Annotated in this window: 22 protein-coding genes; 9 read left to right on the top strand and 13 right to left on the bottom strand. The window is 61.5% G+C overall.

Translation table 11 applies throughout. The annotated features are described in order from the left end of the window. Positions 1-50 precede the first annotated feature (50 nt). Positions 51-2,540 carry a leucine--tRNA ligase gene (gene leuS, locus B9A12_RS10550; RefSeq protein WP_084057864.1) on the bottom strand — a complete coding sequence of 830 codons (2,490 nt, stop codon included), beginning with the start codon at positions 2,538-2,540 and terminating at the stop codon, positions 51-53. A gap of 255 nt (positions 2,541-2,795) precedes the next feature. On the opposite strand from leuS, the gene B9A12_RS10545 reads away from it, so the two are divergent. The 7 genes from B9A12_RS10545 (at position 2,796) to ahbD (ending at position 10,237) form a co-directional block, all read left to right on the top strand. Beyond that, positions 2,796-3,251, top strand: a complete 456-nt coding sequence (locus B9A12_RS10545; protein WP_084057863.1) for a PilZ domain-containing protein — start codon at positions 2,796-2,798, stop codon at positions 3,249-3,251. 73 nt (positions 3,252-3,324) lie between these two features. Continuing rightward, on the top strand, positions 3,325-3,849 hold the full coding sequence (locus B9A12_RS10540; protein ID WP_084057862.1) for a hypothetical protein: 525 nt from the start codon (positions 3,325-3,327) through the stop codon (positions 3,847-3,849). Then, positions 3,846-4,772, top strand: a complete 927-nt coding sequence (locus B9A12_RS10535) for an AAA family ATPase (RefSeq protein ID WP_084057861.1) — start codon at positions 3,846-3,848, stop codon at positions 4,770-4,772. Before B9A12_RS10540 ends, B9A12_RS10535 begins: the two co-directional genes overlap by 4 nt. 238 nt (positions 4,773-5,010) lie before the next feature. Then, on the top strand, positions 5,011-6,783 hold the full coding sequence (locus tag B9A12_RS10530) for an AAA family ATPase (protein WP_084057860.1): 1,773 nt from the start codon (positions 5,011-5,013) through the stop codon (positions 6,781-6,783). 15 nt (positions 6,784-6,798) lie between these two features. Beyond that, a complete protein-coding gene (gene ahbC / locus B9A12_RS10525) occupies positions 6,799-7,983 on the top strand; it encodes a 12,18-didecarboxysiroheme deacetylase (RefSeq protein ID WP_084057859.1) in 1,185 nt (394 codons plus the stop codon). Positions 7,984-8,116: 133 nt separating this feature from the next. Then, positions 8,117-9,094 (top strand): porphobilinogen synthase, encoded by a 978-nt coding sequence (hemB, locus tag B9A12_RS10520; RefSeq protein ID WP_084057858.1) that lies wholly within the window; start codon positions 8,117-8,119, stop codon positions 9,092-9,094. A gap of 9 nt (positions 9,095-9,103) precedes the next feature. Then, a complete protein-coding gene (gene ahbD, locus B9A12_RS10515; protein WP_084057857.1) occupies positions 9,104-10,237 on the top strand; it encodes a heme b synthase in 1,134 nt (377 codons plus the stop codon). A gap of 102 nt (positions 10,238-10,339) precedes the next feature. Here the strand turns inward: ahbD and B9A12_RS10510 are convergent, their stop codons facing one another. From B9A12_RS10510 to B9A12_RS10480, 7 genes are all read right to left on the bottom strand, one after another. Next, complete coding sequence (locus B9A12_RS10510; RefSeq protein ID WP_084057856.1) at positions 10,340-11,107, bottom strand: hypothetical protein; 768 nt, start codon at positions 11,105-11,107, stop codon at positions 10,340-10,342. A gap of 9 nt (positions 11,108-11,116) precedes the next feature. Further along, positions 11,117-11,389 carry a DUF1573 domain-containing protein gene (locus B9A12_RS10505; protein WP_084057855.1) on the bottom strand — a complete coding sequence of 91 codons (273 nt, stop codon included), beginning with the start codon at positions 11,387-11,389 and terminating at the stop codon, positions 11,117-11,119. Further along, entirely contained in the window at positions 11,376-12,089 is a 714-nt protein-coding gene (locus tag B9A12_RS17005) for a divergent polysaccharide deacetylase family protein (RefSeq protein WP_170920535.1), read from the bottom strand. The genes B9A12_RS10505 and B9A12_RS17005 overlap by 14 nt, the downstream gene beginning before the upstream one ends. A 774-nt stretch (positions 12,090-12,863) precedes the next feature. Next, positions 12,864-14,183, bottom strand: a complete 1,320-nt coding sequence (locus B9A12_RS10495; protein ID WP_084057853.1) for a S41 family peptidase — start codon at positions 14,181-14,183, stop codon at positions 12,864-12,866. Positions 14,184-14,194: 11 nt separating this feature from the next. After that, complete coding sequence (locus B9A12_RS10490; RefSeq protein WP_139796592.1) at positions 14,195-15,379, bottom strand: murein hydrolase activator EnvC family protein; 1,185 nt, start codon at positions 15,377-15,379, stop codon at positions 14,195-14,197. A gap of 26 nt (positions 15,380-15,405) precedes the next feature. Beyond that, a complete protein-coding gene (locus B9A12_RS10485) occupies positions 15,406-16,290 on the bottom strand; it encodes a cell division protein FtsX (protein WP_170920534.1) in 885 nt (294 codons plus the stop codon). After that, positions 16,287-17,015, bottom strand: a complete 729-nt coding sequence (locus B9A12_RS10480) for a cell division ATP-binding protein FtsE (protein ID WP_084057850.1) — start codon at positions 17,013-17,015, stop codon at positions 16,287-16,289. Before B9A12_RS10480 ends, B9A12_RS10485 begins: the two co-directional genes overlap by 4 nt. Before the next feature lie 138 nt (positions 17,016-17,153). Here B9A12_RS10480 and B9A12_RS10475 point away from each other — a divergent pair, with 138 nt between their 5' ends. Then, a complete protein-coding gene (locus B9A12_RS10475) occupies positions 17,154-17,696 on the top strand; it encodes a hypothetical protein (protein ID WP_084057849.1) in 543 nt (180 codons plus the stop codon). Between the two features lie 46 nt (positions 17,697-17,742). Here B9A12_RS10475 and B9A12_RS10470 read toward each other — a convergent pair whose 3' ends face one another. The 5 genes from B9A12_RS10470 to B9A12_RS10450 form a co-directional block, all read right to left on the bottom strand. Next, the gene (locus tag B9A12_RS10470) at positions 17,743-18,411 is read right to left on the bottom strand and encodes an MBL fold metallo-hydrolase (protein WP_084057848.1); all 669 of its coding nucleotides are present in this window, start codon (positions 18,409-18,411) and stop codon (positions 17,743-17,745) included. A 46-nt stretch (positions 18,412-18,457) separates the two neighbouring features. Further along, entirely contained in the window at positions 18,458-19,390 is a 933-nt protein-coding gene (locus B9A12_RS10465) for a hypothetical protein (RefSeq protein WP_139796591.1), read from the bottom strand. Beyond that, positions 19,387-21,312 (bottom strand): bifunctional acetyl-CoA hydrolase/transferase family protein/GNAT family N-acetyltransferase, encoded by a 1,926-nt coding sequence (locus B9A12_RS10460; protein WP_245802417.1) that lies wholly within the window; start codon positions 21,310-21,312, stop codon positions 19,387-19,389. The genes B9A12_RS10465 and B9A12_RS10460 overlap by 4 nt, the downstream gene beginning before the upstream one ends. 50 nt (positions 21,313-21,362) lie before the next feature. Further along, on the bottom strand, positions 21,363-22,157 hold the full coding sequence (lgt, locus tag B9A12_RS10455) for a prolipoprotein diacylglyceryl transferase (RefSeq protein WP_084057846.1): 795 nt from the start codon (positions 22,155-22,157) through the stop codon (positions 21,363-21,365). 457 nt (positions 22,158-22,614) lie between these two features. Next, positions 22,615-22,806, bottom strand: coding sequence for a hypothetical protein (locus B9A12_RS10450; protein ID WP_084057845.1), 192 nt, complete (start codon positions 22,804-22,806; stop codon positions 22,615-22,617). 263 nt (positions 22,807-23,069) lie between these two features. On the opposite strand from B9A12_RS10450, the gene B9A12_RS10445 reads away from it, so the two are divergent. Further along, positions 23,070-24,506, top strand: coding sequence for an aldehyde dehydrogenase family protein (locus B9A12_RS10445; RefSeq protein ID WP_170920533.1), 1,437 nt, complete (start codon positions 23,070-23,072; stop codon positions 24,504-24,506). The last annotated feature ends 18 nt before the right edge of the window (positions 24,507-24,524 follow it).

Here is a 24,524-nt window from a genome sequence, read left to right as displayed (position 1 = left end):
CCACGGGACCCCGAGGAAAGGACGAACGCCCTCATTGCAGCGCAAGCCGACTAGACCACGATGTTCACGAGCTTTTTGGGTACCACGATGACCTTCCGGACCGTTTTCCCCTCGATGAAGCTCTGCACCTTGGGATCGGCCAGCGCCGCCTTTTCCAGGTCTTCGTTGGTGACGTCGGCGGGAACCGTCAGACGCCCGCGGAGTTTTCCATTCACCTGCACGACGATCAGGATCTCCTCGGCCTTGAGGGACTCCTCCCGCCAGGTGGGCCAGGGAACCTTGGCGATACTGGGCCGGCGGCCCAGGCGCTCCCAGAGCTCTTCGGCGATGTGCGGCGCCATGGGAGACAGCAGCACCACCACGGTTTCCACGGCTTCACGCATCACCGGCCAATAGGCGGGATCCTGGGACGCCTTGTCCTGGACGGCATAGATCTGGTTGACCAATTCCATGATGGCCGCAATGGCCGTATTGAAGTGGAAGCGCTGCTCGATGTCTTCCGTCACCTTCTTGATGGTCTGGTGGGTCTTGCGGTGCAGGGCCTGCAAGGTCGACCCCACTTCCGCCCGGCCATCGTAGGGCGCTGCGGCCTGGAGGCCTTCCAGGTTGTCGTGGACCAGGCGCCAGACGCGCCCCAGGAACCGGGACGCTCCTTCCACACCCTGATCGCTCCACTCCAGTTCCTTTTCGGGAGGGGCGGCAAACAGGCAAAACAGACGGACGGTGTCGGCTCCGTAGGCCCGGATCATGTCGTCCGGATCGACCACGTTGCCCTTGGATTTGCTCATCTTGGCGCCGTCTTTGATCACCATGCCCTGGGTCAGCAGGTTGGTGAAAGGTTCGTCCACCTGCAGGTAGCCCATGTCTCGAAGCACCTTGGTAAAGAAGCGCGAGTAGAGCAGGTGCAACACGGCGTGTTCGATCCCGCCGATATATTGGTCCACGGGCATCCAATAGCCCACCCTCTGGGGATCCAGAGGCCCCTGGTCGTAGTCCGAACAGGCGAAGCGGGCAAAATACCAGGACGATTCCACAAAGGTGTCCATGGTATCCGTCTCCCGGCGGGCCGCCTTCCCGCACTGGGGACACGTGGTGCGGACGAACTCCTCACTCAGGGGCAGCGGAGATGCACCGCTTTCGGGCATGTCCAGGTCCAGAGGCAGCACGACCGGAAGATCCTCTTCGGGCACGGGCACCGTGCCGCACTCATCGCAGTAGATGATCGGGATGGGCGCCCCCCAATAGCGCTGGCGGGAAATGCCCCAGTCGCGCAACCGATACTGCACCGTGAGTTCCCCCTGACCTCTGGCTTCCAGGGCCTGGGTGATGGCCTCCCGCGCCTGAGCCGAGGTCATGCCGGTAAAATCCCCGGAATCCACCAGGATGCCGTCCTCTTCAAAGGCCTGGTCCAGGGCGGCCGGCTCCGGCACCGGAGCGTCTTCGCTTGCTTTGATCACCACCTTGATGGGAAGGTCATATTTTCTGGCGAACTCGAAGTCCCTCTGATCGTGGGCGGGAACGGCCATCACGGCCCCCGTGCCGTACTCCATGACGACGAAGTTGGCCACAAAGATGGGCATCTTGGCCCCCGTCATGGGATTGATGCAGTGGGCTCCGGTGAAGACCCCTTCCTTTTCCAACAGGTCCGCGGCCCTTTCTCCGCGCTTGGCTTGCTTGGAGCGCTCCACAAAGGCCCGCACCGTCTCTTCCTGTTCCGTACCCCGGCACAACTCGTCCACCAGGGGGTGTTCCGGCGCCAGGCTCATGAAGGTGGCTCCAAAAAGGGTGTCCGCCCGGGTGGTGAAGACCTGGATACTCCCCTTTCCCGATTCCAGCGGGAAGTGGATGGTGCTCCCGAAGCTTTTGCCGATCCAGTTCCGTTGCATGGTCAGGACCCGTTCGGGCCAGCCAGGCAGCTTGTCCAGATACTCGAGCAGTTCCTCCACGTAGTCGGTGATCTTGAAGAACCACTGCTCCATTTCCTTTTGAACGACGGGCTGGTCGCAGCGCCAGCAGGCTCCGTCTTCCACCTGCTCGTTGGCCAGCACCGTCTGACAGGTTCCGCACCAGTTCACGTAGGACTTCTTCTTGTAGGCCAGTCCCTTCTTGAACATCTTGACGAAAAAGAGCTGCTCCCATCGGTAGTAGGACGGGTCGCAGGTGGCCAATTCCCGAGTCCAATCGTAGGAGAGGCCGAGCTTTTTGAGCTGACGGCGCATGTAGTCGATATTTTCATAGGTCCACTTGGCCGGGTGGGTCTTGGCCTTGATGGCGGCGTTTTCCGCGGGCATTCCGAAGGCGTCCCAGCCCATGGGATGGAGCACGTTGTAACCGCGCATGGAGAGGAACCGGGCCACCACGTCTCCGATGGAGTAGTTGCGAACGTGGCCCATGTGGATCCGGCCCGACGGATAAGGGAACATCTCCAGCAGGTAGAATTTCTTCTTATCGGGATCTTCCTGCACGGAAAAGAGCTGTTCGCGCTCCCAGTAGCCCTGCCACTTTTCTTCCACTGCCTTCGGGTTGTATCGCATCTCCATGATCTGTTTCCCCTATCATCCAATCCATCGGCGGGCAGCCGCCCCAGTTGTCTTTTCCGGATTCCAAAAGGTGGCTGACTTGTAGCACATGACCTGGGCTTTCGCAACACGACCCGGAAGGCCGCACCCGACAAATTTTCTTAAAGAAATGGCATGAAAGATCCGAAGTTAGTCAGTGGAAGGGCTAATGGCTCCAGGACCCCATCGTCACAACCTTGGCCGCTCCAACGGCCGATTCCTTGAAGGAAAGCGCACATGGACGACAAGGCACAAACCAAACGAACGGAAGGCACGGGCGTGGAATCCATTCTGTCCGAACTGGAGGAATTGGAAGAGATCCTCACGTTGAAAGGCGTCACGCCGGAAGAAGGTCTCGTCAGGGAAACCTTCAGGGTTCCTGTGGGAGAGGACATCGAGGTGCGTGCCGTTATCGGTGATTCACCCTTTTCCGTCGCCAACATCAGCGAACACGGCCTGGGCCTCTTCAGCGCGCAAGACGGCCCCTTCAGTCCGGGAGACCGACTCACCGATCTCCAGATCCACTACGGCCAGCAACGGATCCGAGCGGCTGCCGTGGTGCGGCACGTGACCCCGCTGGAGGAAGGGGGCGTGCTGTGCGGGCTGGCCCTGGAGTTTGAATCGGAAGAAGACCGACTGTTCGTCGAGACCTTTGTGCGGGAAGCCCGGGAGCGCTTTTTTGCCAAGCGCTAAACCCGCTGACGGCAGGCCCCGCGGGCCATTTGGATCGGGGCGTGCTCCGGATCGAACGAAGAGGAAAACGGCCATGGGCTTGGAATTGCTCCCTTTGGAACAGATAGGCTACCATCAGAGCGGAGGGAACCTGGTGTCGGAACCCAAAGACCACAAGCCGGATATCATGACCGAGCTCCTGCAGGGAAACGCCCCCCAGGTCACGACCCGGGAAAACGACCTCATCGAACGGCTTGCCTTCTATTTGAAGCGCCTGGAACAGCGTGCCGCCTCTCCCGATCCGGCCAAGAAGGCCCCCAAGGCTCGCCCCCCGCGGGCTCCACGCCCCAAGAAGAAGGCCACCTACTATCTGACCAAGGTGCTGCTGCGCAGACTGGACGAGGCCCAGCAGACCTTGAAAGAGCTCTCGGGAGAATCGGGCCGCCCCATCGTATCCAAATCGCTGATCGTGGAATTGGCTCTCAAGACAGCCATCCAGGATCTGGAGCGTTCAGGCCGCGCCAGCCGACTCGTTAAACTCATCGGCTCCCTCCAGGCACAGCACGCCCGGGCCCAGGAAAAGGCCGGCAGAAAGAAACACGGCGAGGGTCAAAAATGATTATCGTTTGCCCAAGTTGTAAGAGACAGCACAAGATCGACGAAGCGCGCCTGTCCGACAAGGTCAAGGCCGCCAAGTGCATCTACTGTGGCCACAAGTTTCCCCTTCCCCGCCCGCAGGACGCCCAGACACAGGATCCCAAGGGAGGAGACAGGGGCGGCCCAAAGATGCGGCGCATCGCGGTTTCCCTCAGCAAGGGGGGCGTCGGCAAGACCACCACGGCCGTCAACCTGGCCGCGGGTCTGGCCCTGGCGGGCCACAAGGTCCTGCTGGTGGATACGGACACTCAGGGCCAGGCCGCCTACATGCTCGGCGTGAAGCCCAAAGCAGGCCTGACCGAGCTCATGACCGGGGAAGTCGTTCCCGAGGACTGCATGCTGGAAGCACGGGAAAGGCTGTGGCTTCTGGCCGGAGGGAAATCACTGGCGGGCGTCAAGCGGCTCATTGCGAGGAAGGACTTCCGCAGCGAAATGATGCTCAGCGAGGCCCTCTCGCCCTACGACGACCGGTTCGACTACGTCATCATCGACACCTCCCCCGGCTGGGACGTCCTCACCATCAACGTGCTCTTCTACGCCAACGAGGTCCTGATTCCCGTGAGCCTGGAGGCCATGGCCATCCAGGGGCTGCTGGAATTCTGCCGCAGCTTGGCCTCGGTGCAGGCCTATCACAAGGAATTGAGCCTCAAGTACGTGGTCCCCACCTTCATGGACAAACGGGTCAAGCAGTCCGAAGAGATCTATTCCCAGTTGGAAGCCCATTTCAACAGCAAGCTCTGCCCGCCCGTGCGCTACAACGTGCGGCTCAGCGAAGCCCCCGGTCACGGGCAGACCATCTACGAATACGCCCCGGGGTCGCCCGGAGCCAAGGATTATCGGGAACTGGTCCGAAAGGTGAGCGGAAACGAAAAGCTGTGGCAATGATCCAACGCCACCGCCGAGTCCCCAGCGCTTCTCCTGAGCAAAACCCACCCGTCGCGGTGGGTTTTGCTTTTTTCCAGGGGCCTGGCCGCATGCAGATGCCGCCGGACCCGGGCCGGCGAGGGGGCGTCGGTTGAAAAGGAGGGGGCAAGTGTTTATATGGAAATGGGCGTGCTGGCGAGTCACGAGCGGACGCCCTTTCATGCATTGCTTTGGACTCAGACGGGGATTCAGGTGAATCATGAGCGACAAGCTCCAAAAACTTCCCGATCAGGAAGAGCTGGAAAAAGAGCTGAGTGAGTACCTGTCCAAGAAGTACGGTCGGCCGGTCAAAGTCATCTCTCCCATGATGATGCCCTCTGCCAAAGAAGCCAAGCCCAAGCCATCGCGGCCGCGGGGGGCGGAAAAGATCCAGTTCGATATGAAGCCCGAAGAGCTGCAGGCCTACCTGGACCAATACGTGGTCAAGCAGGATCAGGCCAAGGCCATTCTGGCCACCAAGATCTGCACCCACTACAACCGAATCAAGTGGCAGATGGAACACCGGCGCCGCACGCCGGACAGCGCCGTGGGCCGCATCAAAAACAACATCATCCTCATCGGCCCCACCGGCGTGGGCAAGACCTATCTGATCAAGCTCATCGCCCAAAAACTGGGGGTGCCCTTCGTCAAGGGCGATGCCACCAAGTTCAGCGAGACCGGATACGTGGGCGGCGATGTGGAGGATCTGGTGCGCGATCTGGTCCGGGCGGCGGACGACGACCTGGAGCTGGCCCAGTACGGCATCATTTACCTGGACGAGATCGACAAGATCGCCTCTTCGTCCGCCCTCATCGGGCCCGACGTTTCCCGAACCGGGGTGCAGCGAGCCCTCTTGAAGCCCATGGAAGAGACGGAGGTGGATCTGCGGGTTCCCCACGACCCCATCTCCCAGCTGCAGGCCATCGAACAGTACCGCAAGTCGGGCAAGCGGGAAAAGCAGACGATCAACACCCGCAACATCCTGTTCATTGTGAGCGGCGCCTTCAACGGGCTGGCCGAGAAGGTCAAAAAGCGCCTCCACCAGCAGGGCCTGGGTTTCCGCGCCTCGGTCCAAAGCCGCTCGGACGATTTCAAATATCTGCAGCACGTCAAGGCGGAAGATCTCATCGAGTACGGCTTTGAGAGCGAATTCGTGGGGCGCCTTCCCGTGATCGCCGTCCTGGAGCCTCTGGAGGTGGAAGACCTCTACCAGATCCTGAAGAATCCCAACAACCCCGTCATTCAAGGCAAGAAAGAGGACTTCCGCTGCTACGGCATCGATCTCAAATTCGAAGATGAGGCCCTGCGGGTTCTGGCGGAAAAGGCCTACCAGGAAAAGACCGGGGCCCGGGGCCTGGTGAGCGTCATCGAGCGAGCCTTGCTGGGATTCGAAAAGAAGTTGCCTTCCACTTCCATCCGCTACCTGGTGGTGAGCAAGGAGATGGTCCTCAACCCGGACCAGGAGCTGGAAAAGATCCTCAAAGACCCGGACAGGACCGAACGCCGCCGGATCTACGAAAAGATTTTACGGGAAGAAAAGGAAGCCGTCCGGGAGCAGGTGTTCAAGAAGAAGAAACATTATGTCCAAAATTATCCTTTCGTTTTCACCCAAAGCCGTTTAGATCTTCTGGTCGAGCAGCACCTGAGGACGGGCGAACCGCTGGAGGACCTTTTCGACGAGATGATCACCTTCTACAACCAGGTGAAGGTCTTCGAAGACGAGTTTCATGATCGCCACGGCTATCGTATCCATTTCGATGACCGGGCCATCACGGCCATCGTCGCCCGCGCCTTGGAAGAAAACAAATCGGCCGGCGCCGTGTGCCGGGAAATATCGCGGGATTATGATTACGGGTTCAAGCTGGTGGCGGAGCGCAGCGGCCAGACCCAGTTCATCCTTCCCCGGGAGGCGGTGGACGAGCCCGGAACGTACCTGGACAATCTGATCCGAGACACGTATCGCAAGTATCCCTTGCAAGAAGAGCAAGACTAGAAAGGACACCCGTTCATGATCGGCATCTCCAAACTCTATTGCGCCACGGTGGAACCTTCCGACGCCCTCCGTTACGGTCGTAAGAGCGGCGATCTGCCGTCCCATCTCCTGCAGTTTTCCGAAGACAAGAAGCCCGTGGTGGTCTGGAACATGACCCGGCGGTGCAATCTCAAGTGCGTCCATTGCTACGCCCAGGCCAAGAATCGCGATTTTCCGGACGAACTCACCACGGCGGAAGGAAAGGCGCTCCTGGACGATCTGGCCTCCTTCGGTTGCCCGGTGGTGCTCTTTTCCGGGGGAGAACCCTTGATGCGGCCCGATCTGGTGGAATTGGCCGACTATGCCGTACAAAAGGGCATGCGGGCGGTGATTTCCACCAACGGAACCCTCATCACCCCCCAGGTGGCCGATGAACTCAAGCGGGTGGGCCTGTCCTATGTGGGCATCAGCCTGGACGGCATGGAGGAAGTCAATGACCGGTTCCGGGGCGTGAAGGGAGCTTTCCAGAAGGCCCTGGAGGGCATCGCCGCGTGCCAACAGGCGGGCATCAAGGTGGGATTGCGCTTCACCATGAACCGGAGAAACGCCTCAGAGATTCCCGCCATCTTCGACCTACTGGAAGAACGGGACATCCCCAGGGTGTGCTTTTATCACCTGGTCTATGCCGGCCGCGGCTCAGCCCTCATGGACGAAGACCTTTCCCACGAGGAGACCCGCCGGGCCGTGGACCTGATCATCGACCGTACCGCAGACCTGCACCGGCGCGGCAAGCCCAAGGAAGTGCTCACCGTGGACAACCACGCCGACGGCCCTTACGTCTACCTTCGTCTGCTGCGGGAAGGCTCGCCCCGGGCCCAGGACGTGCTGAAGCTGCTTGAAATGAACGAGGGCAACAGCTCCGGCCGTGGCATCGGGTGTGTGAGCTGGGATGGCCGGGTTCATGCCGACCAGTTCTGGCGCCACTACAGCTTCGGCAACGTGCGGGAACGGCCCTTCAGTGAGATCTGGTCGGATCTTTCCAATCCCCTCATGGCCAAACTGAAGGACAAAAAGCCCCACGTGAAGGGACGTTGTTCCCGGTGCCGCTGGCTCCCGATCTGCGCCGGAAACTTTCGTGTGCGGGCGGAAGCCGCCACGGGGGACCTGTGGGCACCGGACCCGGCCTGCTATCTGACCGATTCGGAAATCGGCATTGCCTGAAAGGGGCATGGACACCAGCTGTGATGGGCGGGTTCGAAGTTCGCCCTTTGCCGTGATCCGGGCCACGGTTACGGATCACGGCCAGCGACTGTCCCCCAAACCGCTACGATCCTAGCCAGGGAGGAGCAACCCCATGTGGTTTCCAGACTACCGGCCGCGCCGGCTTCGGCGAACGGAAAATCTGCGGCGCATGATCCGGGAAACGCGCCTGTCTCCGGACATGTTCATCTATCCCCTCTTCGTCCGGAAAGGAAAAGGAATCCGAAATCCCATCCCTTCCATGCCGGGCGTCTTCCATCTGTCGCCGGACACGGCCGTCCAGGAAGCGGAGGAACTGCAGCGCCTCCAGATTCCCGCCGTCATCCTGTTCGGCCTTCCCGAGGTCAAGGACGAGAAGGGATCGGAAGCCCACGCCCCAGACGCGGCGGTGCAAAGTACCATCCGGGCCCTCAAGGACCGCTTTCCCCAGCTGGTGGTCATCACCGACGTGTGCCTGTGCGAATACACCAGCCACGGCCACTGCGGCATCCTGGACGGCCAGGAGGTCCACAACGACGCCACCCTGGAGGTGCTGGCCCGGATTGCTCTCTCCCACGCCGAAGCGGGGGCCGACGTGGTGGCCCCGTCGGACATGATGGACGGGCGCGTGGGGGCCATCCGCCAGGCACTGGACGAAAACGGCTTCGACCGGGTGGCCATCATGGCCTATTCGGCCAAGTATTGTTCCTCCTTCTATGGCCCCTTCCGGGACGCGGCCGACTCGGCTCCCCAATTTGGAGACCGCCGCGCCTATCAGATGGATCCGGCCAATGCCCTGGAGGCCCTCCGGGAAGTGAATCTGGACATCGAAGAAGGGGCGGACATGGTGATGGTCAAGCCCGCCTTGGCCTACCTGGACATCATCCGCCGGGTGAAGGAAGAATATGATTATCCGGTGGCCGCCTACAATGTGAGCGGGGAATATTCCATGATCAAAGCGGCGGCGATCCACGGCTGGTTGGACGAAGAGCGGGTCATGATGGAAACCCTCACGGCCATCCACCGCGCCGGCGCTGATTGTATCATCACCTACTTCGCCAAGGATGCCGCCCGCATCCTGGGCGCCGCCTGAGGAAGTCCCATGGATCGCCAAGAACACCGGCCCCCGGCCCATCCCAACGGTTCGGCAAAGAACAGCTCCCCAGGCTCCGAAGGGGCGTCCTCCCTTCGACTGGTGGCCTGGGAGGTGACCCGCACGTGCAATCTTTCGTGCATCCATTGCCGGGCCGCCGCGTTGGACAAGCCTTACGACAATGAGCTGAGCTCCCAGGAATGCCGGCGCGTGTTGGACGAGATCGCCTCCTTCGCCAAGCCCATCATCATCCTGACGGGCGGAGAACCCCTGATGCGGCCGGACATCTTCGAGCTGGCCGCCTACGGCAACGAGCTGGGTCTTCGTATGACCATGGCACCCAACGGGACGCTGGTCACCCAGAAGGCCGTCCGAAAGATGGTGGAGTCCGGCATCCAAAGGATCAGTATCAGCCTGGACGGGGCCACGGCGGAAAGCCACGACGCCTTCCGCCGCGTGCCCGGCGCTTTCGAAGGCGCTTTGCGGGGAATCCGAAACGCCCGGGAGGTCGGTCTGCCCTTCCAGATCAACACGACCATCACCGCCCACAATCTTCATGAACTGGAGGCCATCCAGAAGCTGGCGGTGGATCTGGGGGCCGTGGCCCACCACATCTTCCTGCTCGTCCCCACCGGCCGAGGCAAGAACCTGGAAGAGCAGGCCATCAACGCCGTGCAATACGAAGAAACCCTGCACTGGTTCTACGAACAAAGGGACCGGGTTCCCTTGCAGCTCAAGGCCACTTGCGCCCCGCACTACTACCGCATCCTGCGCCAGAGGGCCCGAAAGGAGGGCAAGAAGGTGGACATGGCCACCTTCGGCCTGGACGCCATGACCCGGGGGTGTCTGGGGGGAACGGGGTTCTGCTTTCTTTCCCACGTGGGACAGGTCCAGCCCTGCGGATACCTGGAAGTGGAGGCGGGAAACGTTCGCACGCAGTCCTTCCGGGAGATCTGGGAAACCTCACCGGTCTTTTTGCGGCTGCGAAACTTCAAGGCTTTGGAAGGAAAATGCGGCCGGTGCGAATACGTCCGGGTGTGCGGCGGGTGCCGGGCGCGCGCCTTCGAGGCCACCGGAAACTACATGGCCGAAGAACCCTTGTGTCTCTATGAACCCCGGCAAGCGGACTCAGGCAGGTCGTAGGGGCGCCCGGTCTTATCCAGGCCGCCAGCACAAGCCCGCTTGGAAGTCCCAACCTCCCGTCTGCATAAGAAAGGAGCAACCTGGGCGTTCTCCGCCAGGCTCCTAGCGGTTCACCACGAAGACGTTCACCACGTGATGGTCCCCGGATTCGGCGTCCGTTTTGATGGTGAGCGTGGTATGTTTTTGCGTTCCTCGGTCCACGGACGCCAGTAAGGGCCGCAACTCCAGGCGGTAGCCCGGACGGTCGGGAAGCGGGCTCTGGACGACCTCCAGAAGGCTTCGGTCGTAGTCCAGCCCAGTGATGGCAAAGGGACTGTTCAGATTGCTCACCACCAGCAGACGGCCCGGACGCACCGGCAGGCCGGCCCTGAGCCGTCCCACCACCACGCTGGTGGGACGCACCCCCACCGCTCCTTCGATGATGCCCCGAACGCGAATGGGGATCTGGGGTCGTTGGGGATGGTCCGTCCGGCAGATGATCACGCCCGAATACTCTCCCTGTTCAGCCACGTTGGTGACCACCAGCCGGTAGGCACGCCCCTCTTCCACCGTTTGGACCGCCGCGTCTACCTTTCCCTGCAGGCCGTTGTCGATGCCGGTGATACGCCACTGCCGTTTTCGGGATTCCAGCTCCACCACGACCGGTTTCAAGGTCTTGGCAGGTCCCCGGAAAAAGACGGAATCGGTGGGTCGCACCGTCACATACGGCACCACTCTTGCCGAGACACTGAGCCGGAGCCGGGGGGTCTGAGGATCGTCGCAATAGACGGTGGCGCCCTTGGCAATCTTGCCTTGGTAGCCGGCCACATTCACCTTCAGGGTGATCTTGCCCTCGCCGCCTGGCGGGATGACCCGGTCGAAACGGGCCACACTGCAGCCTCAGCCGGGGCGAACGCGCTCGATGTGCAAGGGGGCCTTTCCCACGTTTTTCACCACGAAGTCATGGACCAGCGCCCTGCCTTCGTCCACCTCCCCCAAGTCCACATGGGTCCGGTCCACCTGGATAACCGGTCGGGGCTCTTCGGTCGCCTTCTTGGCGGCCTTTGGGGCTGCTCCCGCCGTTTGCACACCCACGGCCGGAAGTCCCGCACCCATCAGCAGCACCAGGCACCCCGCAAGGATCCACTTCCCCAGGCTCTTAGCGGTTGTCAAGGGTTCCTCCCTTCTTTCCCAGCCCGACCGTTCCGCAGCCGGAACCGCCGGTCACCAAACGGCACAGCGGAACCACTTCGATCCCTTCCTTTTCCAGCGTCGCCCATTCCTCGCCAAGCACCTTCAAGGTCACCGGGTGGGGATGGCCGATGGCCACCGCACGTCCCTTGATCTTGGCCATCTTGATGAGTTCCTTGAGCTGCTTTCGTACGAAGGACTCCGTCTGCTCATGATCCAGGAAGATATCCCGCTTGATGGTGGGAACGCCCAAACGCCGCGCCACCTGTTCTCCCACACTGCGGGCGATGGTATAGCTGTCCATGAAATAGAATCCCCGGCTTTGCAGATAGCGTAAGGTCCACTCCATCTGCTTTTCGGACGACGTGAAGCGGGAACCCATATGGTTGTTCATGCCGCGGGCGTACGGATTTTGGCGAATGGCATCGCTCAAGCGCTGCTCGATCCGGTCGCGGGACATGGAGACCAAAAGCGCCATGGGACCCGGATTTACCTTGGGATACCCTTCAGGCTCCATGGGCATGTGAATGATCACTTCATGCCCATGGACGGTGGCGAGTTCGGCGATCTCCCGCGAATGCTTCAAGCCGGGAAGGATGGAAAAAGTGATGGGTATGGGGAGATTCAGAAACCGCTTGGCCACGGTCAGGTCCTGGCCGAAGTCGTCGATGACCAGGGCCACTTGAGCCACCGGGGGCTTGGAGGGAGGTGGGATTTGGGGAGGAGGCGAAGGTTTGGGAACCGTCCCAGGGCCGATCGAGGCCAACTTTTGTGCGCCATCCGGGGCGGTTTTTGGAGCCGGAGTCGAAGCGCCTTGCTTCGGCGCGCTAGTGAGCGTTCGCTCCGCCTTCGGCACCGCAACGGGAGTCCCATTCCCTTTGACGGTCACCTCTTGCCCGGCTGGTCTCGCCGGTCGGCTTTCCTTCCACAGCCCCCCATAGGGACCGCGTCCCCAATAGAGCAGACTGGCCAACACCACCAGGGCTATGAACCAAACGGCCAGGAGCGGGAGGAAAAGAGAGCTTTGCGGCGCGTTTTTGGAAACTCGCTTGCCCGCACTCCTTGCCGCCCGGCTCCCGCTCCGCTGGGACCTGCTCCCTCCCGCGGGGCCACGGCCCCGTGAGGCTCTTTTTTTCTCAGCTTTCGCCATGTTTTCCGGTCCCGCCCCTTTGAGGACCTGGGGCACTGTCCAGAGAACAAAAGATCCGGCTCATCGCCCCTACGAACGCATGGCTTGTTCACTCCCAGGCCGGCGGGGCAGGCTGTCATGGCCGTCACAAATGGACCGCTTTCCACAAAAACGAACCAACTGGTCCCTTTTGGGACAGGCTCGTCGGAGCGGATTCAGAACCCGCCCCTACTGCTGAAAGGCCAAGCCGGCAGCACAGGACCGCCTGGCAGTCCCAAACCTTCCGTCCACACAGGAAGAGCAAGCTGGGCCTTCTCAAACAGCCTCCTAAAAGCTCATTTGAGCCATGATCTTGTAGCTTTTGAGAAGCTCCAGGGCGTGACGCACCTGGTTGTCCGCCTTCAGCCACCGTTGCGTTTCCTCTGAGACGGAGTCGGTCTTCTCCCTCTTCTTGGTCTCAGCTCCCGGCACCTCCATGTGGCGGGGCAGATCCTTTTCCCGGATACGACGCATCCGTTCTCCATTCTCGTCGTCCTGAGGGGCCGGCTGCACGTCTCTTGGGACCAGGATGTCCGGCTGGATGCCTTTGGCCTGAATGGACCGACCGCTGGGGGTGTAATAGAGCGAAGTGGTCAGGCGCACCGCCGAGCCGTCCTTCAACGGGATGACCGTCTGCACCGAGCCTTTCCCGAAGGTGGGTTCTCCCACGATGACGGCCCGCTTGTGGTCTTGTAGGGCTCCCGCCACGATTTCGGACGCGCTGGCACTGCCACCGTTGACCAGGACCACGATGGGATAGCTATGGGACGTGGCCCCTTTATGGGCCTCGAACTTCATCTGCTGGCTCTCTCGACGCCCTCCGGTGTAGACGATCAGTCCCTGGTCAATGAACTCGTCCGCCACGGCCACGGCCTGATCCAGCAGTCCTCCGGGATTGTTCCTCAGATCCAAAATAAGGCCCTGGAGCGGCCCTTCTTCTTTTTCCAGCTCTGTGAGGGCCTTTCGAAGATCCCTCCCCGTCCCGCTCTGGAAACTGGAGATACGCACATAGCCGTAGCCCTTTTCGAGAGGCCGAGTGCGAACGCTTCGAATGGAAATGATGTCCCGCACCAGTTCGAACTCCAGGGGCTTCCTGACTCCCTCCCGCAAGATGGTCAGCCGCACCTTGGTTCCCTTCCGTCCCCGCATCTTGTGAACGGCTTCCATCAGGCTCATGTCCTGGGTGGGGGTATCGTCAATCTTGATGATCTGGTCATTGGCCTGAATGCCCGCCCGATCCGCCGGAGTGTCTTCCAGGGGGGCCACCACCGTCAGCACCCCGTTGCGGATGGTGATTTCGATGCCGATCCCGCCGAACTTGCCCTTGGTCTCAATTTCCAGCTCTTTGTAATCTTCCGGCCGGAGAAAGGAGGAGTGGGGATCCAGTTCGTGCAGCATGCCGCTGATGGCCCCATAGATCAGGGTCTGGGTATCCACCTCCTCCACGTAGTGTTCCTGGACCAGGTTCATCACATCGCTGAAGAGCTTGAGCTGTTCGTAGATGCTCTTTTCGGACCCGCCGGCCACGGCCCGCAAGGAGACCCAACCGGTCAACACAAAGACGATACTCAGGGTGAAGATGATAATCTTGCGGTTGTTTTTTCGCATTGGCCTTTCCTTTAACTGTCCTTGGATTTTTCAGCCCCCAGCCAATCTTCGACCCGCACCGGGCGACCTTTATGCCTCAGTTCAAAATACAGTATTGATCCGGAACTGTCAGCCCCTTGCGCCAAGGTGGCCACGGGCTCCCCGGCGCGCACCCGATCACCCGTCCTTTTGAGAAAACCTCCCAGCCGGGCCATCAGGCTCAGGTAATGGTTGCCGTGGTCGATGATCATCATACGACCGTAGCCGCGGAACGTGTCCGCAAAAACCACCACCCCGTCATGGACAGCCCGAACGGCCTCCCCGGGATTTCCTCGAACCAGCACACCGTCATTATAGAGAATTGACGAAAGAGGCGAACGTTTTTTTGCCGTCTTCCTTTCGATGGGACCGGAAACGGGCAGGGGCAACCGTCCTTTGAGATCTTGAAAGGGGGGACCCGGGACGGGAACCCGGCCCATCTTCTTGCGACGACTTTCTCCCCCTGCTTTGGGCCCTCGGGCCCCTTTCCGCCGATCTTGGAAGCGGATGAGAGCGAGGATCTTTTGTTCCTTGAGTTCTCCCAAATGCTCACGCTGGCGAGCCATTTCCGCCAGAACCTCCTCCGTGGCCTCCCGACTCTTGGCTAGGGTGCGTTGCGTCGCCTCCAGGGATTCCCGTTCCGAGGCCAATTGATCCAGAAGCCTCCCGTCCTGCTGCAAAAGCCGCTTGAGTGCATAGGCGCCGTGAAAAAGGGTGTAGTCCCCGCGCATTTGGAGGCCCTGTGCCGCCACAAGACGCAGCCAATCCACTTGCGCCAGGGCGTGGAGTCTTCGGAGGGCTCGACGTTTCGTGCGCGCGTAGGCATCCTTTTGGGCCGCCAGACGCCGTTGCAACCGGGCCTGCTCGCGCCCCAGCCGGTTTCTTTCGCGCGTGAGGTGTTTCACCCGGTCGGCCACCTTTTCCAGCCGGGCCTCCAGGGCGTCGATCTCCCGCAGAAGGGCCTTGGGATCGGAGGTGGCCTCTGCAGCCCAAGCGGTTTCGGGGGCGCCGACAAGGGTGAAAAACCATGAGGCCGCCGAGCTTGTGGCCACGGCGCCCACTCCCGCCAAGTGAGCCCCATGGGCCGAGGGCTTGGGGCCGGGAAGAAGCCCCGTTCCCATGCCCACCAGCCCTAAAGCCAAGCCAAGGCAGAGGCACGCCCGCCACACTAACCGCATCCAGTCCCCTCAAATCCGTCGGTGCCTCAGTAGGAAGCCAGGCGGCGAAGGGCCAACCGGGCTCCCAGCCAACTCAACCCCGCCCCCGCCAGAGGCAGTATCCCCCAGAGCCACGCTCCAGCGCCAAGCGGCCAAATACCGGCAGCCAGGCTCGGGGGCAACACCGCTCCGACCATCCGCCCCGTGAGCCACAAGAGCGAAGCGGCCAAGGCGGCACCGAGAACACCTTGCAAAATTCCTTCCAAGTAAAAGGGCATCTTGATAAAGGACGGCGACGCCCCCACCACCCTCAGCACTTCCACCTCGTCCCTGCGCCCATAAAAGGCCAGGCGCACGGTATTGGCGACGATGAGAATGGAACAGGCGATCCAGACCACCAGCAGGGCCAGCCCCATTCCCAGCACGGTCCGCATCCGCCGGAGGGTTTCACCGGACCAGCTGCGCGCGGTGAGCACATCCTGGACCGGCTCCAGCGCCTTGGCCTTGTCTTCGAAGGCGCGCATGGCCCCTTCCATGTCCTCGCGCACCTGCAAGCGCACTTCCAAGGCAGGCGGCAGTGGGTTTTCGCCCAGGCCTTGGAACAGATCCTCCCAGCCCCCGTAACGATCCCGCAGTTCCTCCAGCACCTCTTGGGGGCTCTTGTAATGGCATGCTGCCACCAGAGGCCAGCCGGCGACCGTTTTTTGAACCCCACGGGCCTCCTGGACCGAGACGCCCTCTTTGAGATAGATAACGGCCTTGGATGGAACCAGAAGATGGGGCGCGATCCGGTAGATCCCCCAGAATCCCAGGGAGCAGAGGCCGGTCATAAACAGACACAACCCCACCACCAGCACGCTCACAGCGGCTGGCAGAGGATTCTTCCTGAACCCGCCGAGAGCCCGCGCCATGTAGTATCTCCAATGGCTCATTCCCATACGGGCCCTCCCATGGCGGATGGGAACCTGGGGGCGGCCGCTTCCGCCTCCTCGTAGAATATCCCCCCTTGGATGTGCACCCGGCGGGCTTCGGGAAGGTGTTCCAGAAGGGAGGCATCGTGGGTGGCCACCACCACCGTGGTTCCCCGGGCATGGACCGCCTTCAGGAGCTCCATGATCACGGCGGAGGCGCACGCATCCAGATTGCCCGTGGGCTCATCGGCCAACAGAACCCAGGGATCATTGGCCACCGCCCGAGCCAGGGCCACCCGCTGCTGCTCCCCGCCCGAAAGCCGGCAACAGGGCACGTGGGTCTTTCCATCCAGGCCCACAAACTGCAAAAGGCTCTTGACCTTGCTGCGGATCCATCGACGGGAGCGGCCCGCCGCCACCAGGGGCAGCGCCACATTGTGGAAGACCGAGTCCTGATTCAGAAGACGGAAGTCCTGAAAGACCATGCCCACCTTGCGCCGGTAGGCGGGAATCTCCTTACGGGAAAGCCGGTGGATGTTGCGCCCGTCCACCAGGATGTGTCCCCGAGTGGGGGCTTCCAGCCCCAAAAGCAGCTTCAAAAAGGTGCTTTTGCCCGCCCCGCTGGGGCCCATGAGAAACAGAAATTCCCCCTTGAACACCTGCAGGTTGGCGTCCCGAAGAACCTCCTCCCCGGCCACATAGCTCTTGGCCACGTGAAAACATTGAATGAAAGGGACTGACGTCATGACGAACGGTTATCCTTATGAAATATTTACGATAAGCTTTTGCTTTTAGGGGATTGCCCCACCGCTGTCAAGGCGATATATTCTGGCCCTGGAAGGCTCAGTTCTCCGTTTCCCACAATCGGCAGGAGAAGAAAGATCATGGCGGAAATCAAGAGCACCATCGACTTGGTCATGGAAAAGACCCGGCACATGATCATGAGCGACGAAGAGCGCCGGGGCGCCCAGCGGGCCGAGCACATGGAAAAGGTTCCCGGCTATGCGCACAAGGTTTTGGAAGGCATCTGGAAGCCGGAGCAGGTGGGGGAGGCCCTGGAACAAGTGCCCGAGCCGTTTTTCCAGGAGGTCCGTAAGGCGCTGATCCGGGAGATCCTGCGCCGGCTGATGGAAGACGAACCGGTCTCGACCGCTGTACCCGCCCTTGAAGCGGTGATCCGGAATGAAGAACGAGGTCTTTTGGACGAACTGAACCAAGCCTTGGAAGCGTACCGTTCGGAGGCGGAACAGCTGGAAAACGGGCACCATGAGGCCCTGCTTTCGGAACTGGAAAAGCTGGGCATTCGGGGCGACGCCATCCACTTGGGCTCGGCCGATGACGCTTCCCGCCGGGAGGCCGCACGCCAAGCGTTGCGCCGGCGGATCCAGGCCATCGAGGCGGCCTGGCTGGCCGGCACCACGCCTTGACCCGCGGAAAGCTCCGCCAACATCGGGACCTCGGGCCGCGCATGGTTCAGCGGCCCATCCCGAAGATAGCCTGCCGGATGAAATAGAAATTTTCCTTCACAGCCCCCCTGCCCTCGATCCAGGGCCCATGTCCGGGACAGAGCAGGTCCACATCCAGGCCCATGAGCCGCTCCAGGCTTTCCATCAACTGGGCCGCATCACCGCCCGGAAGATCCACGCGGCCAATGCTTTGGGCAAAGACCACATCGCCGGGAAAGAGGACGCCCTGCCCTTCCCAGAGCAGACAGACGGACCCCGGGGCGTGGCCCGGCGTTTCCAGTACCTTCAGCTTTTCCGTACCCAGCTCCAGGGTGCCTTCCTTGAGATGGAAATCCATGTGGAACGCGGGCATCTCCTGGCCGGTCATCTGCCGCCACTGATCGCTGAAACTGCGGATGAAGGCGTCCGCATCCACGTGCATGGTCGTCTTGACCCCCAGTTTCTGAAGAGCGAGCAACCCCTCGCAGTGATCCGGATGGGGGTGGGTGGCCACGGCCAGCTGCACGTCTTCGAAGGTGAAGCCGTCCTGAGCCATCTTGGCTTCCAGGTGGTGCAGAAGATGGGCGTGTCCCGGATCGATGAGGGTGCGCACCGGCCCGTCGATCAGATACGCGTTGCAGTTGTTTTCCGTCATGCTTTCCCAGGGGTACGCGTAGAGTCCTTCACGAAGCTTCATCGGAGATTCTCTCCTCTGTCCCGTCTGAGGTCCTCACCATGCCAGATCATTTGTCCCGGCCCAGGGCCGCCGGAAGGCGGCACCGGAAAAAATCCCGCAAGCACGTGCGGATATTACTGTAGATTCCCTTGCGGCTGTTGATAAGGTAGATCCCATGACGGATGTGGAAAAGCTCCCGCACCAGGCGTTCAACCGGCCAGGAGGCTTGCGGATCTCCCTTGGAACCCAGGGCCTCCACAAAGAGGGAAACGATCTTATCTTTCATGCGCAGTTCCGTGTCCACCAGGAAGATGGCCACGTGGGGCTGCAGGTCTTGCAGGCGGTTCAGAAAGGAGCGCACCGCAGGCATTTCCACGCCCCGGGGCGGAGACGATTTGACTTCCACATAGACCAGACGATGGTTGACCAGGGCGATCACGTCGTAGTCTCCGCCGTGCCGGGTCCGGTTGAGCCGCACGTTGAAAAGGGCTGGAGCCAGGAACTCCCTTTGAAAAAGTTGCCACACATACCACTCCAGGGTAGGCCCGAAACTGGCCACCCGCGGGCTCAACAACTCGTAAGCCCCACGGCGGGAGATCCGAACCATGTTCAATTCCGCCAGGATGTTCAGGTAGCGGCGAACGGTGCGCGGGGCACAGTAGCGGGTCAGGTGGTCCACCCCGTCCGCCCGGGGCGTATGGATCAGATCGCGCAAAAAGAGGCGGAAGGAATAACGGCGCATCAGGGCATAGAAGGTTTCCACGTGCTCTTCCGGCGCGTTGGCGGGCAGGAACACTTGGGAATGATCGCCGTGAGCGATGAGGGGAAGCCCGCGCTGCCACAGGGCGCTTTCCACCGGATGGACCCATCGCCGGTGGGAGGCTTTCAGCAGGTCCAGCTCCTTGTGCAGCCTTTCGACGCGGGCCCGCAGCGCATCCACCTGCCCGGCCAGATCCGCACCGGATATCCGCTCTCGATGTCCCGGCTCCTCTTCCATCACTCAGATCTTTCCGTCAGACAGGCATCGGCCGTTCGACCGAAGTGGACTCGAATCTCATAGAGACCGTCCGTGAAGGAACTTTCCATGAAATAGCCCAGCTTTTGGAACACACCGAAAACCCGCTCGTTTCCGGCGCTGATGTAGGCCCGGAACTGCTGCACGCCGCTCTTTTTGGCGATTTCGGAAAGATATTGGATCATGAAGGAGGCGATGCCCTTGCGCCCGTAGTCGGGATGAACCGCGAAATCCACCTCCGCGATGAAGGTCTCCTCGTCCACCACATAGCGGCCCACCGCCACCACCCGTTCCACGTCCATGTCCCCGACCAATCCCACCAGGGTCATCTCCTTTTCATAGTCGATATTGATCAGCCGGTGCACGTCCACCTGGGGATAGACCTTCATGGTGGAAAGAAAGCGGATGTAGGACTCGTCCTTGGGCAGGGAATAGAAAAATTCGCGTATGATCCGCTCATCGGTGGGCTTGGCGGGCCGGAAGAACACACGGGTCTCATCGTCGAAGACCTGGGAGACCTCCAGTTCTTCCGGATAGACCGCCTTGGCCGATCTGATGGCGAACAACTCCCGGCGCAGCAGCTTCGTCCGGTAGGCGTGGCGGGTGAGCTCTTCCCGAAAATCGGGATGGGCAATGCCGATCAAGGCCAGGGCCCTCTCCCGAAGGCTTCGCCCCTGGAGCTGGGCGATTCCGTATTCGGTCACCACGTATTGCACCCCGCCCCGGGTGGTGACCACTCCGCCGCCTTCGGTCAATTCGGGTACGATCCGCGAGTGTCCGTCGGCAGTGGTGGAAGGGAGCACCACGATGGTCTTGCCTCCCTTGGAATTCCTGGCCCCCCGAAGGAAGTCCACCGATCCTCCCACGCCACTGTAGATCTGATGGCCCACGGAATCGGAACAGACCTGCCCGGTCAGATCCACCTCCAAGGCCGAGTTGAGGGTCACCATCTTGGCGTTCTGGGAGATGACCAGGTAATGGTTGGTGTACTCCACGGGATGCAAGGCCACCATGGGGTTGTTGTTCACAAAGTCGTAAAGCCTTCGGGTCCCGAGGCAGAAGCTGGCCACGATTTTTCCCGGATGCAATGTCTTCCGGGCGTTGGTGATGACCCCCTTTTCCACCAGATCCAGATAGGGGTCGGTGAGCATGTCCGTGTGAACTCCCAGATCCTTTTTGCTTTCCAGGGCATGGAGCACGGCGCTGGGCACGGAACCCACGCCCACGCGCAGGGTGGAGCCGTCTTCGATGAGCTTGGCCACCTGGGCTCCGATGGCCTGAGCCACCTCATCTATCGGCGGTGAGGGCATTTCCAGCAGGGGCTCGTCCCAGGGAATGAGGGCGTCCAGAGCGCTCACGTGGATAAAGGAATCCCCAAGGGTCCTGGGCATCTGGGAATTGATCTGGGCGATCACGTACCGGGCGCTTTCCGCCGCCGCCTTGACGGTATCCACCGAGATCCCCAGAGAACAGAACCCGTGTCGATCGGGTTCCGACACCTGGATCAGCGCCACGTCGATGGGCAGCACGCCGCTTCGAAACAGCTGGGGCACATCGGCCAGGTTCACCGGCGTATAGTCGGCCCGCCCTTCGGCCACCGCCTTTCGGGAAGCGGCCGCCACGAAGAAGGACTTCAAGCGGCATTTGTCGTGGTAACTCTCTTCCAGGTAGGAATGCTTGCCCAGGCTGAGAATGTGGAGGATCTCCAGGTCCGCCAATTGAGGCAGGTGCTCTTCCAGGGCCCGCACCAGATACTGGGGCTCTCCACAGGCGGATCCAATGAAGATGCGCTGCCCGCGTTTCAGCTTCCGAAAGGCCCGCCGCGTGTCCGTGATCTTATTCTGGACCAGATCCTGGCCTTGCCCAGACGAACCATCTTCCACCCTGGGGGTTCCGCCACTCATCATCCCACGCTCCATCGTCTCGGTGCGCCGCTGCCGCAACGGGCCTGGGCCCCTCACGTCTTCCGGCGCTTTCTGGACAAATATCCGTACAGGGCCACGGCCGCCGCCATCATGGCGACACACAGAAGCTGCCCCATGGTCAGGGGCCCCATCACAAAGCCCAGTTGCGGATCCGGCTCCCTGAAATACTCCAGGAAGAATCGAAACAGCCCGTAAAAAAAGAGAAAGGCCACCACCAGCAAGCCATCCCGCCGGTCCTTCCGGGACAGGACCCAAAGGATGGTAAAGAGCACCAGCCCTTCGAAGAATGCTTCGTAAAGCTGGGAAGGGTGCCGGGCAACCGGCCCCCCGTCGGGAAAGACCATGGCCCACGGGACCTGCGCGGGGCGCCCGAAGAGTTCACCATTGATGAAGTTGCCAAGGCGCCCCAGCCCCAGTCCCACGGGGGCCGCCACGATGACGCAGTCAGCCGTGGCCCAAAACGGCAGGTCCCGCCTGCGGCAAAAGATCCAGCCCGCCAGCACAGCCCCCACCAGCCCGCCGTGGAAGGACATTCCCCCGTGCCAGGTGGCGATGATTTCCAAGGGATGCTTCAGGTAAAAGCCCCAGTTGGGGACCTGATAGAAGAGAAGGTAGCCGAACCGGGCACCCACCACCAGGCCCACGGCCAGGTACAAGATGAGATCCTGAACCACCTCCCGGCTCAAACCGATCCGTCGCGCCTTGATCTGGCGAGGAACGAGGCCGTACGCCGCCAGGAATCCGAGCACGTACATGAGCCCATACCAGCGGATGCGAAAGGGACCCACGGCCACGATGTCTGGATCAATATGGGGATAAGGTATCACGCCTTTTGACTCCTCCGCTCGAGCATATAATCACAGCCCCGTTGGGGCGTCAACGTCGGCCCGGCAGGGGGGCGTGTCCAGAAACCCTTGCCGAGCCATGGCAAGAGCCTGGCGTTGTGGATTCACATAAGCCTGCATCAGGGCGATGGGAAGATCGATGACAAGGGTTTGAAGGAAGTGCGTCACAACACACCCAGAACGCGGCCCATGGCGCCCTGGGAGGCGTGATGGAAGGATGGGGGGCAACCGTAGGCGGTGGGGACCCGGCTGGACCGGCACCCAATGGACGGATGCATTCCCGCCGCGCATGTCATGGGCTCGGCTCGACGCCAAGAACCTGGCACCCGGCCTCGGCGGTACGCATGGCCGTGGGGACGGCGTTCTGCGCCGTGACGGCCCCCCGCGTCTCCGGTTGCAATGATCGTCGTGTTGATGCCCGTGTCTCTCGGCGGTCTCGTCAAACGTTGTTGAAGTGTTGCTCCCGGTATTCCCGGACGACCGCCTCGTCCACCAATTCCCGCATGCGATCGAGGCACGAATCGTCAACACAAACTTGCGGCCATATCTCCGGAACCAGCTCGAGAATCACACGTTTCTGGTCTTCCGGGCTCATTTCCAGAACGGCTTCCTTGATGCGATCGAATGTCATGGCTCGCCCTCCCTCTTCAAGGTAATACGGTGCCCACGAGGGTCCTTTTTTAGAATAACCCGGCGGATGCCCGGCCTCAAGGAAGGCTGAAGGATAAAGGAGGGACGGTGGGCGAACGCCGGCCAAAAAAAATCGGGGGCCGGGAGCGGGAATGCAGGTGCCCGGAGCGGCCCGCTCCCTTCATTGACAGCCCCATGGCCCTATGCCATAGTCTTGGGTCTTTCAACCCTTTGGACATCGGGGAGAGGAAAACGTTGAACAGGGTGGAATCACAGATTCCGGAAATCGGCTGCCGGATCGGCGGCCGCGAAGTTCGCACCGGCCCATGGATGCCGGTGCTCGATCCCGCCACCGGACAGCCCATCGCCCGCGTGCCCGCCTGTGACGAAGGGGTGGTTGCCGACGCCGTGTCCCAGGCCCTTCGATCCCAGCCCGCCTGGGCGGATCTCCCCGTGGGGGAGCGAGCCGCGCTTTTGGGAAAATGGGCGGAGGCGATCTCCCGCCATCTGGACCATCTGGCCCTTTTGACCTGCCGCGAGACGGGCAAGCCATTGCGAGCCGCCCGGGCGGAAGTAGACAACGCGGTCCATCTTATCCACTATTTTGCCGAAGAGGCCCGTCGTCTCACCGGCCACCTGCCCCTCACCGGAAAGCCGGGGAGCCAAACCCTGGTCTTGCGGGAACCCGTGGGCGTGGTGGCGGCCATCACCCCCTTCAACTACCCCATCAGCACTCTGGTGACCAAGGCGGCACCCGCCCTGGCCGTGGGGTGCTCCGTGGTGGCCAAACCGGATGAACACACGCCGCTGGCTACTTTGGAGATGGCCCGGCTGGCCGAGGAGGTGGGATGCCCTTCCGGGGTCTTCCAGGTGGTCACTGGGCCGGGCCCTGAAACGGGCAAGGCCCTGGTGAGCCACCCGCAGGTGGCCTTGGTCACCTTCACGGGAAGCACGGAGGTGGGAAAGCTGGTCCAAAGACTGGCTGCCGACCATGTGAAACGCGTCCTCTTGGAACTGGGCGGCCACTGCCCGGCCATCGTATGCCGAGACGCCGATTGGCAAGGCCTTCTGCCGTCCGTCCTTTCCCAGGCCTTCAAGAACTCGGGACAATACTGCTACCGGATCACCCGCATCTATGTGGCCCGAGAGATCTGGGACCCCTTCCTGACCCGGCTCACTTCCGCCGCGGCGGCCTTGAAGGTGGGCGACCCTCGGGAACCGGAAACGGATCTGGGACCTCTCAACAACCGCCACATCTTGGAGCGGGTCCACCGGCAGGTGCAAGAGGCCGTGGACCAGGGGGCCCGAGTGGTCCTGGGTGGTCCGCCGCTACCGGAGGACGCGGGACTCTATTTCCCCCCGACCGTCCTCACGGATCTGCATCCCGGGATGGATATCTTGCACCAAGAGATCTTCGGTCCCGTGCTGCTGGTGCTTCCCTTCGCCCAGGAGCAGGAGGCCGTGGAAGGGGCCAACGATTCGCCCTTTGGACTGGCCGCCTATGTCTTTTCCGGGGATCTGGCCCGGGCGCTGCGTTTGAGCCACCGGATTCGGGCCGGCAGCATCTGGATCAACCAGATCCATCAGGCACGGCCGGAAGCCCCGTTCGGAGGCATGAAGCAAAGCGGACTGGGCCGGGAAAAGTCGCGGTTCGGCCTGGAAGCCTTTACGGAGCTGAAGACCGTTTATCTATCCTATTGAACCCCGTGCTCGATGGAG

This window comes from Desulfacinum hydrothermale DSM 13146, from assembly GCF_900176285.1.
GTDB lineage: Bacteria > Desulfobacterota > Syntrophobacteria > Syntrophobacterales > DSM-9756 > Desulfacinum > Desulfacinum hydrothermale.
Note: the sequence above shows the minus strand (reverse complement) of the source record. Positions and strands in the feature narration are given on the sequence as shown.

Coding starts and splice junctions, on each gene's coding strand:
- leuS (WP_084057864.1), bottom strand. CDS start 2,540: ATGGAGATGCGATACAACCCGAAGGCAGTGGAAGAAAAGTGGCAGGGC.
- B9A12_RS10545 (WP_084057863.1), top strand. CDS start 2,796: ATGGACGACAAGGCACAAACCAAACGAACGGAAGGCACGGGCGTGGAA.
- B9A12_RS10540 (WP_084057862.1), top strand. CDS start 3,325: ATGGGCTTGGAATTGCTCCCTTTGGAACAGATAGGCTACCATCAGAGC.
- B9A12_RS10535 (WP_084057861.1), top strand. CDS start 3,846: ATGATTATCGTTTGCCCAAGTTGTAAGAGACAGCACAAGATCGACGAA.
- B9A12_RS10530 (WP_084057860.1), top strand. CDS start 5,011: ATGAGCGACAAGCTCCAAAAACTTCCCGATCAGGAAGAGCTGGAAAAA.
- ahbC (WP_084057859.1), top strand. CDS start 6,799: ATGATCGGCATCTCCAAACTCTATTGCGCCACGGTGGAACCTTCCGAC.
- hemB (WP_084057858.1), top strand. CDS start 8,117: ATGTGGTTTCCAGACTACCGGCCGCGCCGGCTTCGGCGAACGGAAAAT.
- ahbD (WP_084057857.1), top strand. CDS start 9,104: ATGGATCGCCAAGAACACCGGCCCCCGGCCCATCCCAACGGTTCGGCA.
- B9A12_RS10495 (WP_084057853.1), bottom strand. CDS start 14,183: ATGCGAAAAAACAACCGCAAGATTATCATCTTCACCCTGAGTATCGTC.
- B9A12_RS10490 (WP_139796592.1), bottom strand. CDS start 15,379: ATGCGGTTAGTGTGGCGGGCGTGCCTCTGCCTTGGCTTGGCTTTAGGG.
- B9A12_RS10485 (WP_170920534.1), bottom strand. CDS start 16,290: ATGAGCCATTGGAGATACTACATGGCGCGGGCTCTCGGCGGGTTCAGG.
- B9A12_RS10480 (WP_084057850.1), bottom strand. CDS start 17,015: ATGACGTCAGTCCCTTTCATTCAATGTTTTCACGTGGCCAAGAGCTAT.
- B9A12_RS10475 (WP_084057849.1), top strand. CDS start 17,154: ATGGCGGAAATCAAGAGCACCATCGACTTGGTCATGGAAAAGACCCGG.
- B9A12_RS10470 (WP_084057848.1), bottom strand. CDS start 18,411: ATGAAGCTTCGTGAAGGACTCTACGCGTACCCCTGGGAAAGCATGACG.
- B9A12_RS10460 (WP_245802417.1), bottom strand. CDS start 21,312: ATGATGAGTGGCGGAACCCCCAGGGTGGAAGATGGTTCGTCTGGGCAA.
- B9A12_RS10450 (WP_084057845.1), bottom strand. CDS start 22,806: ATGACATTCGATCGCATCAAGGAAGCCGTTCTGGAAATGAGCCCGGAA.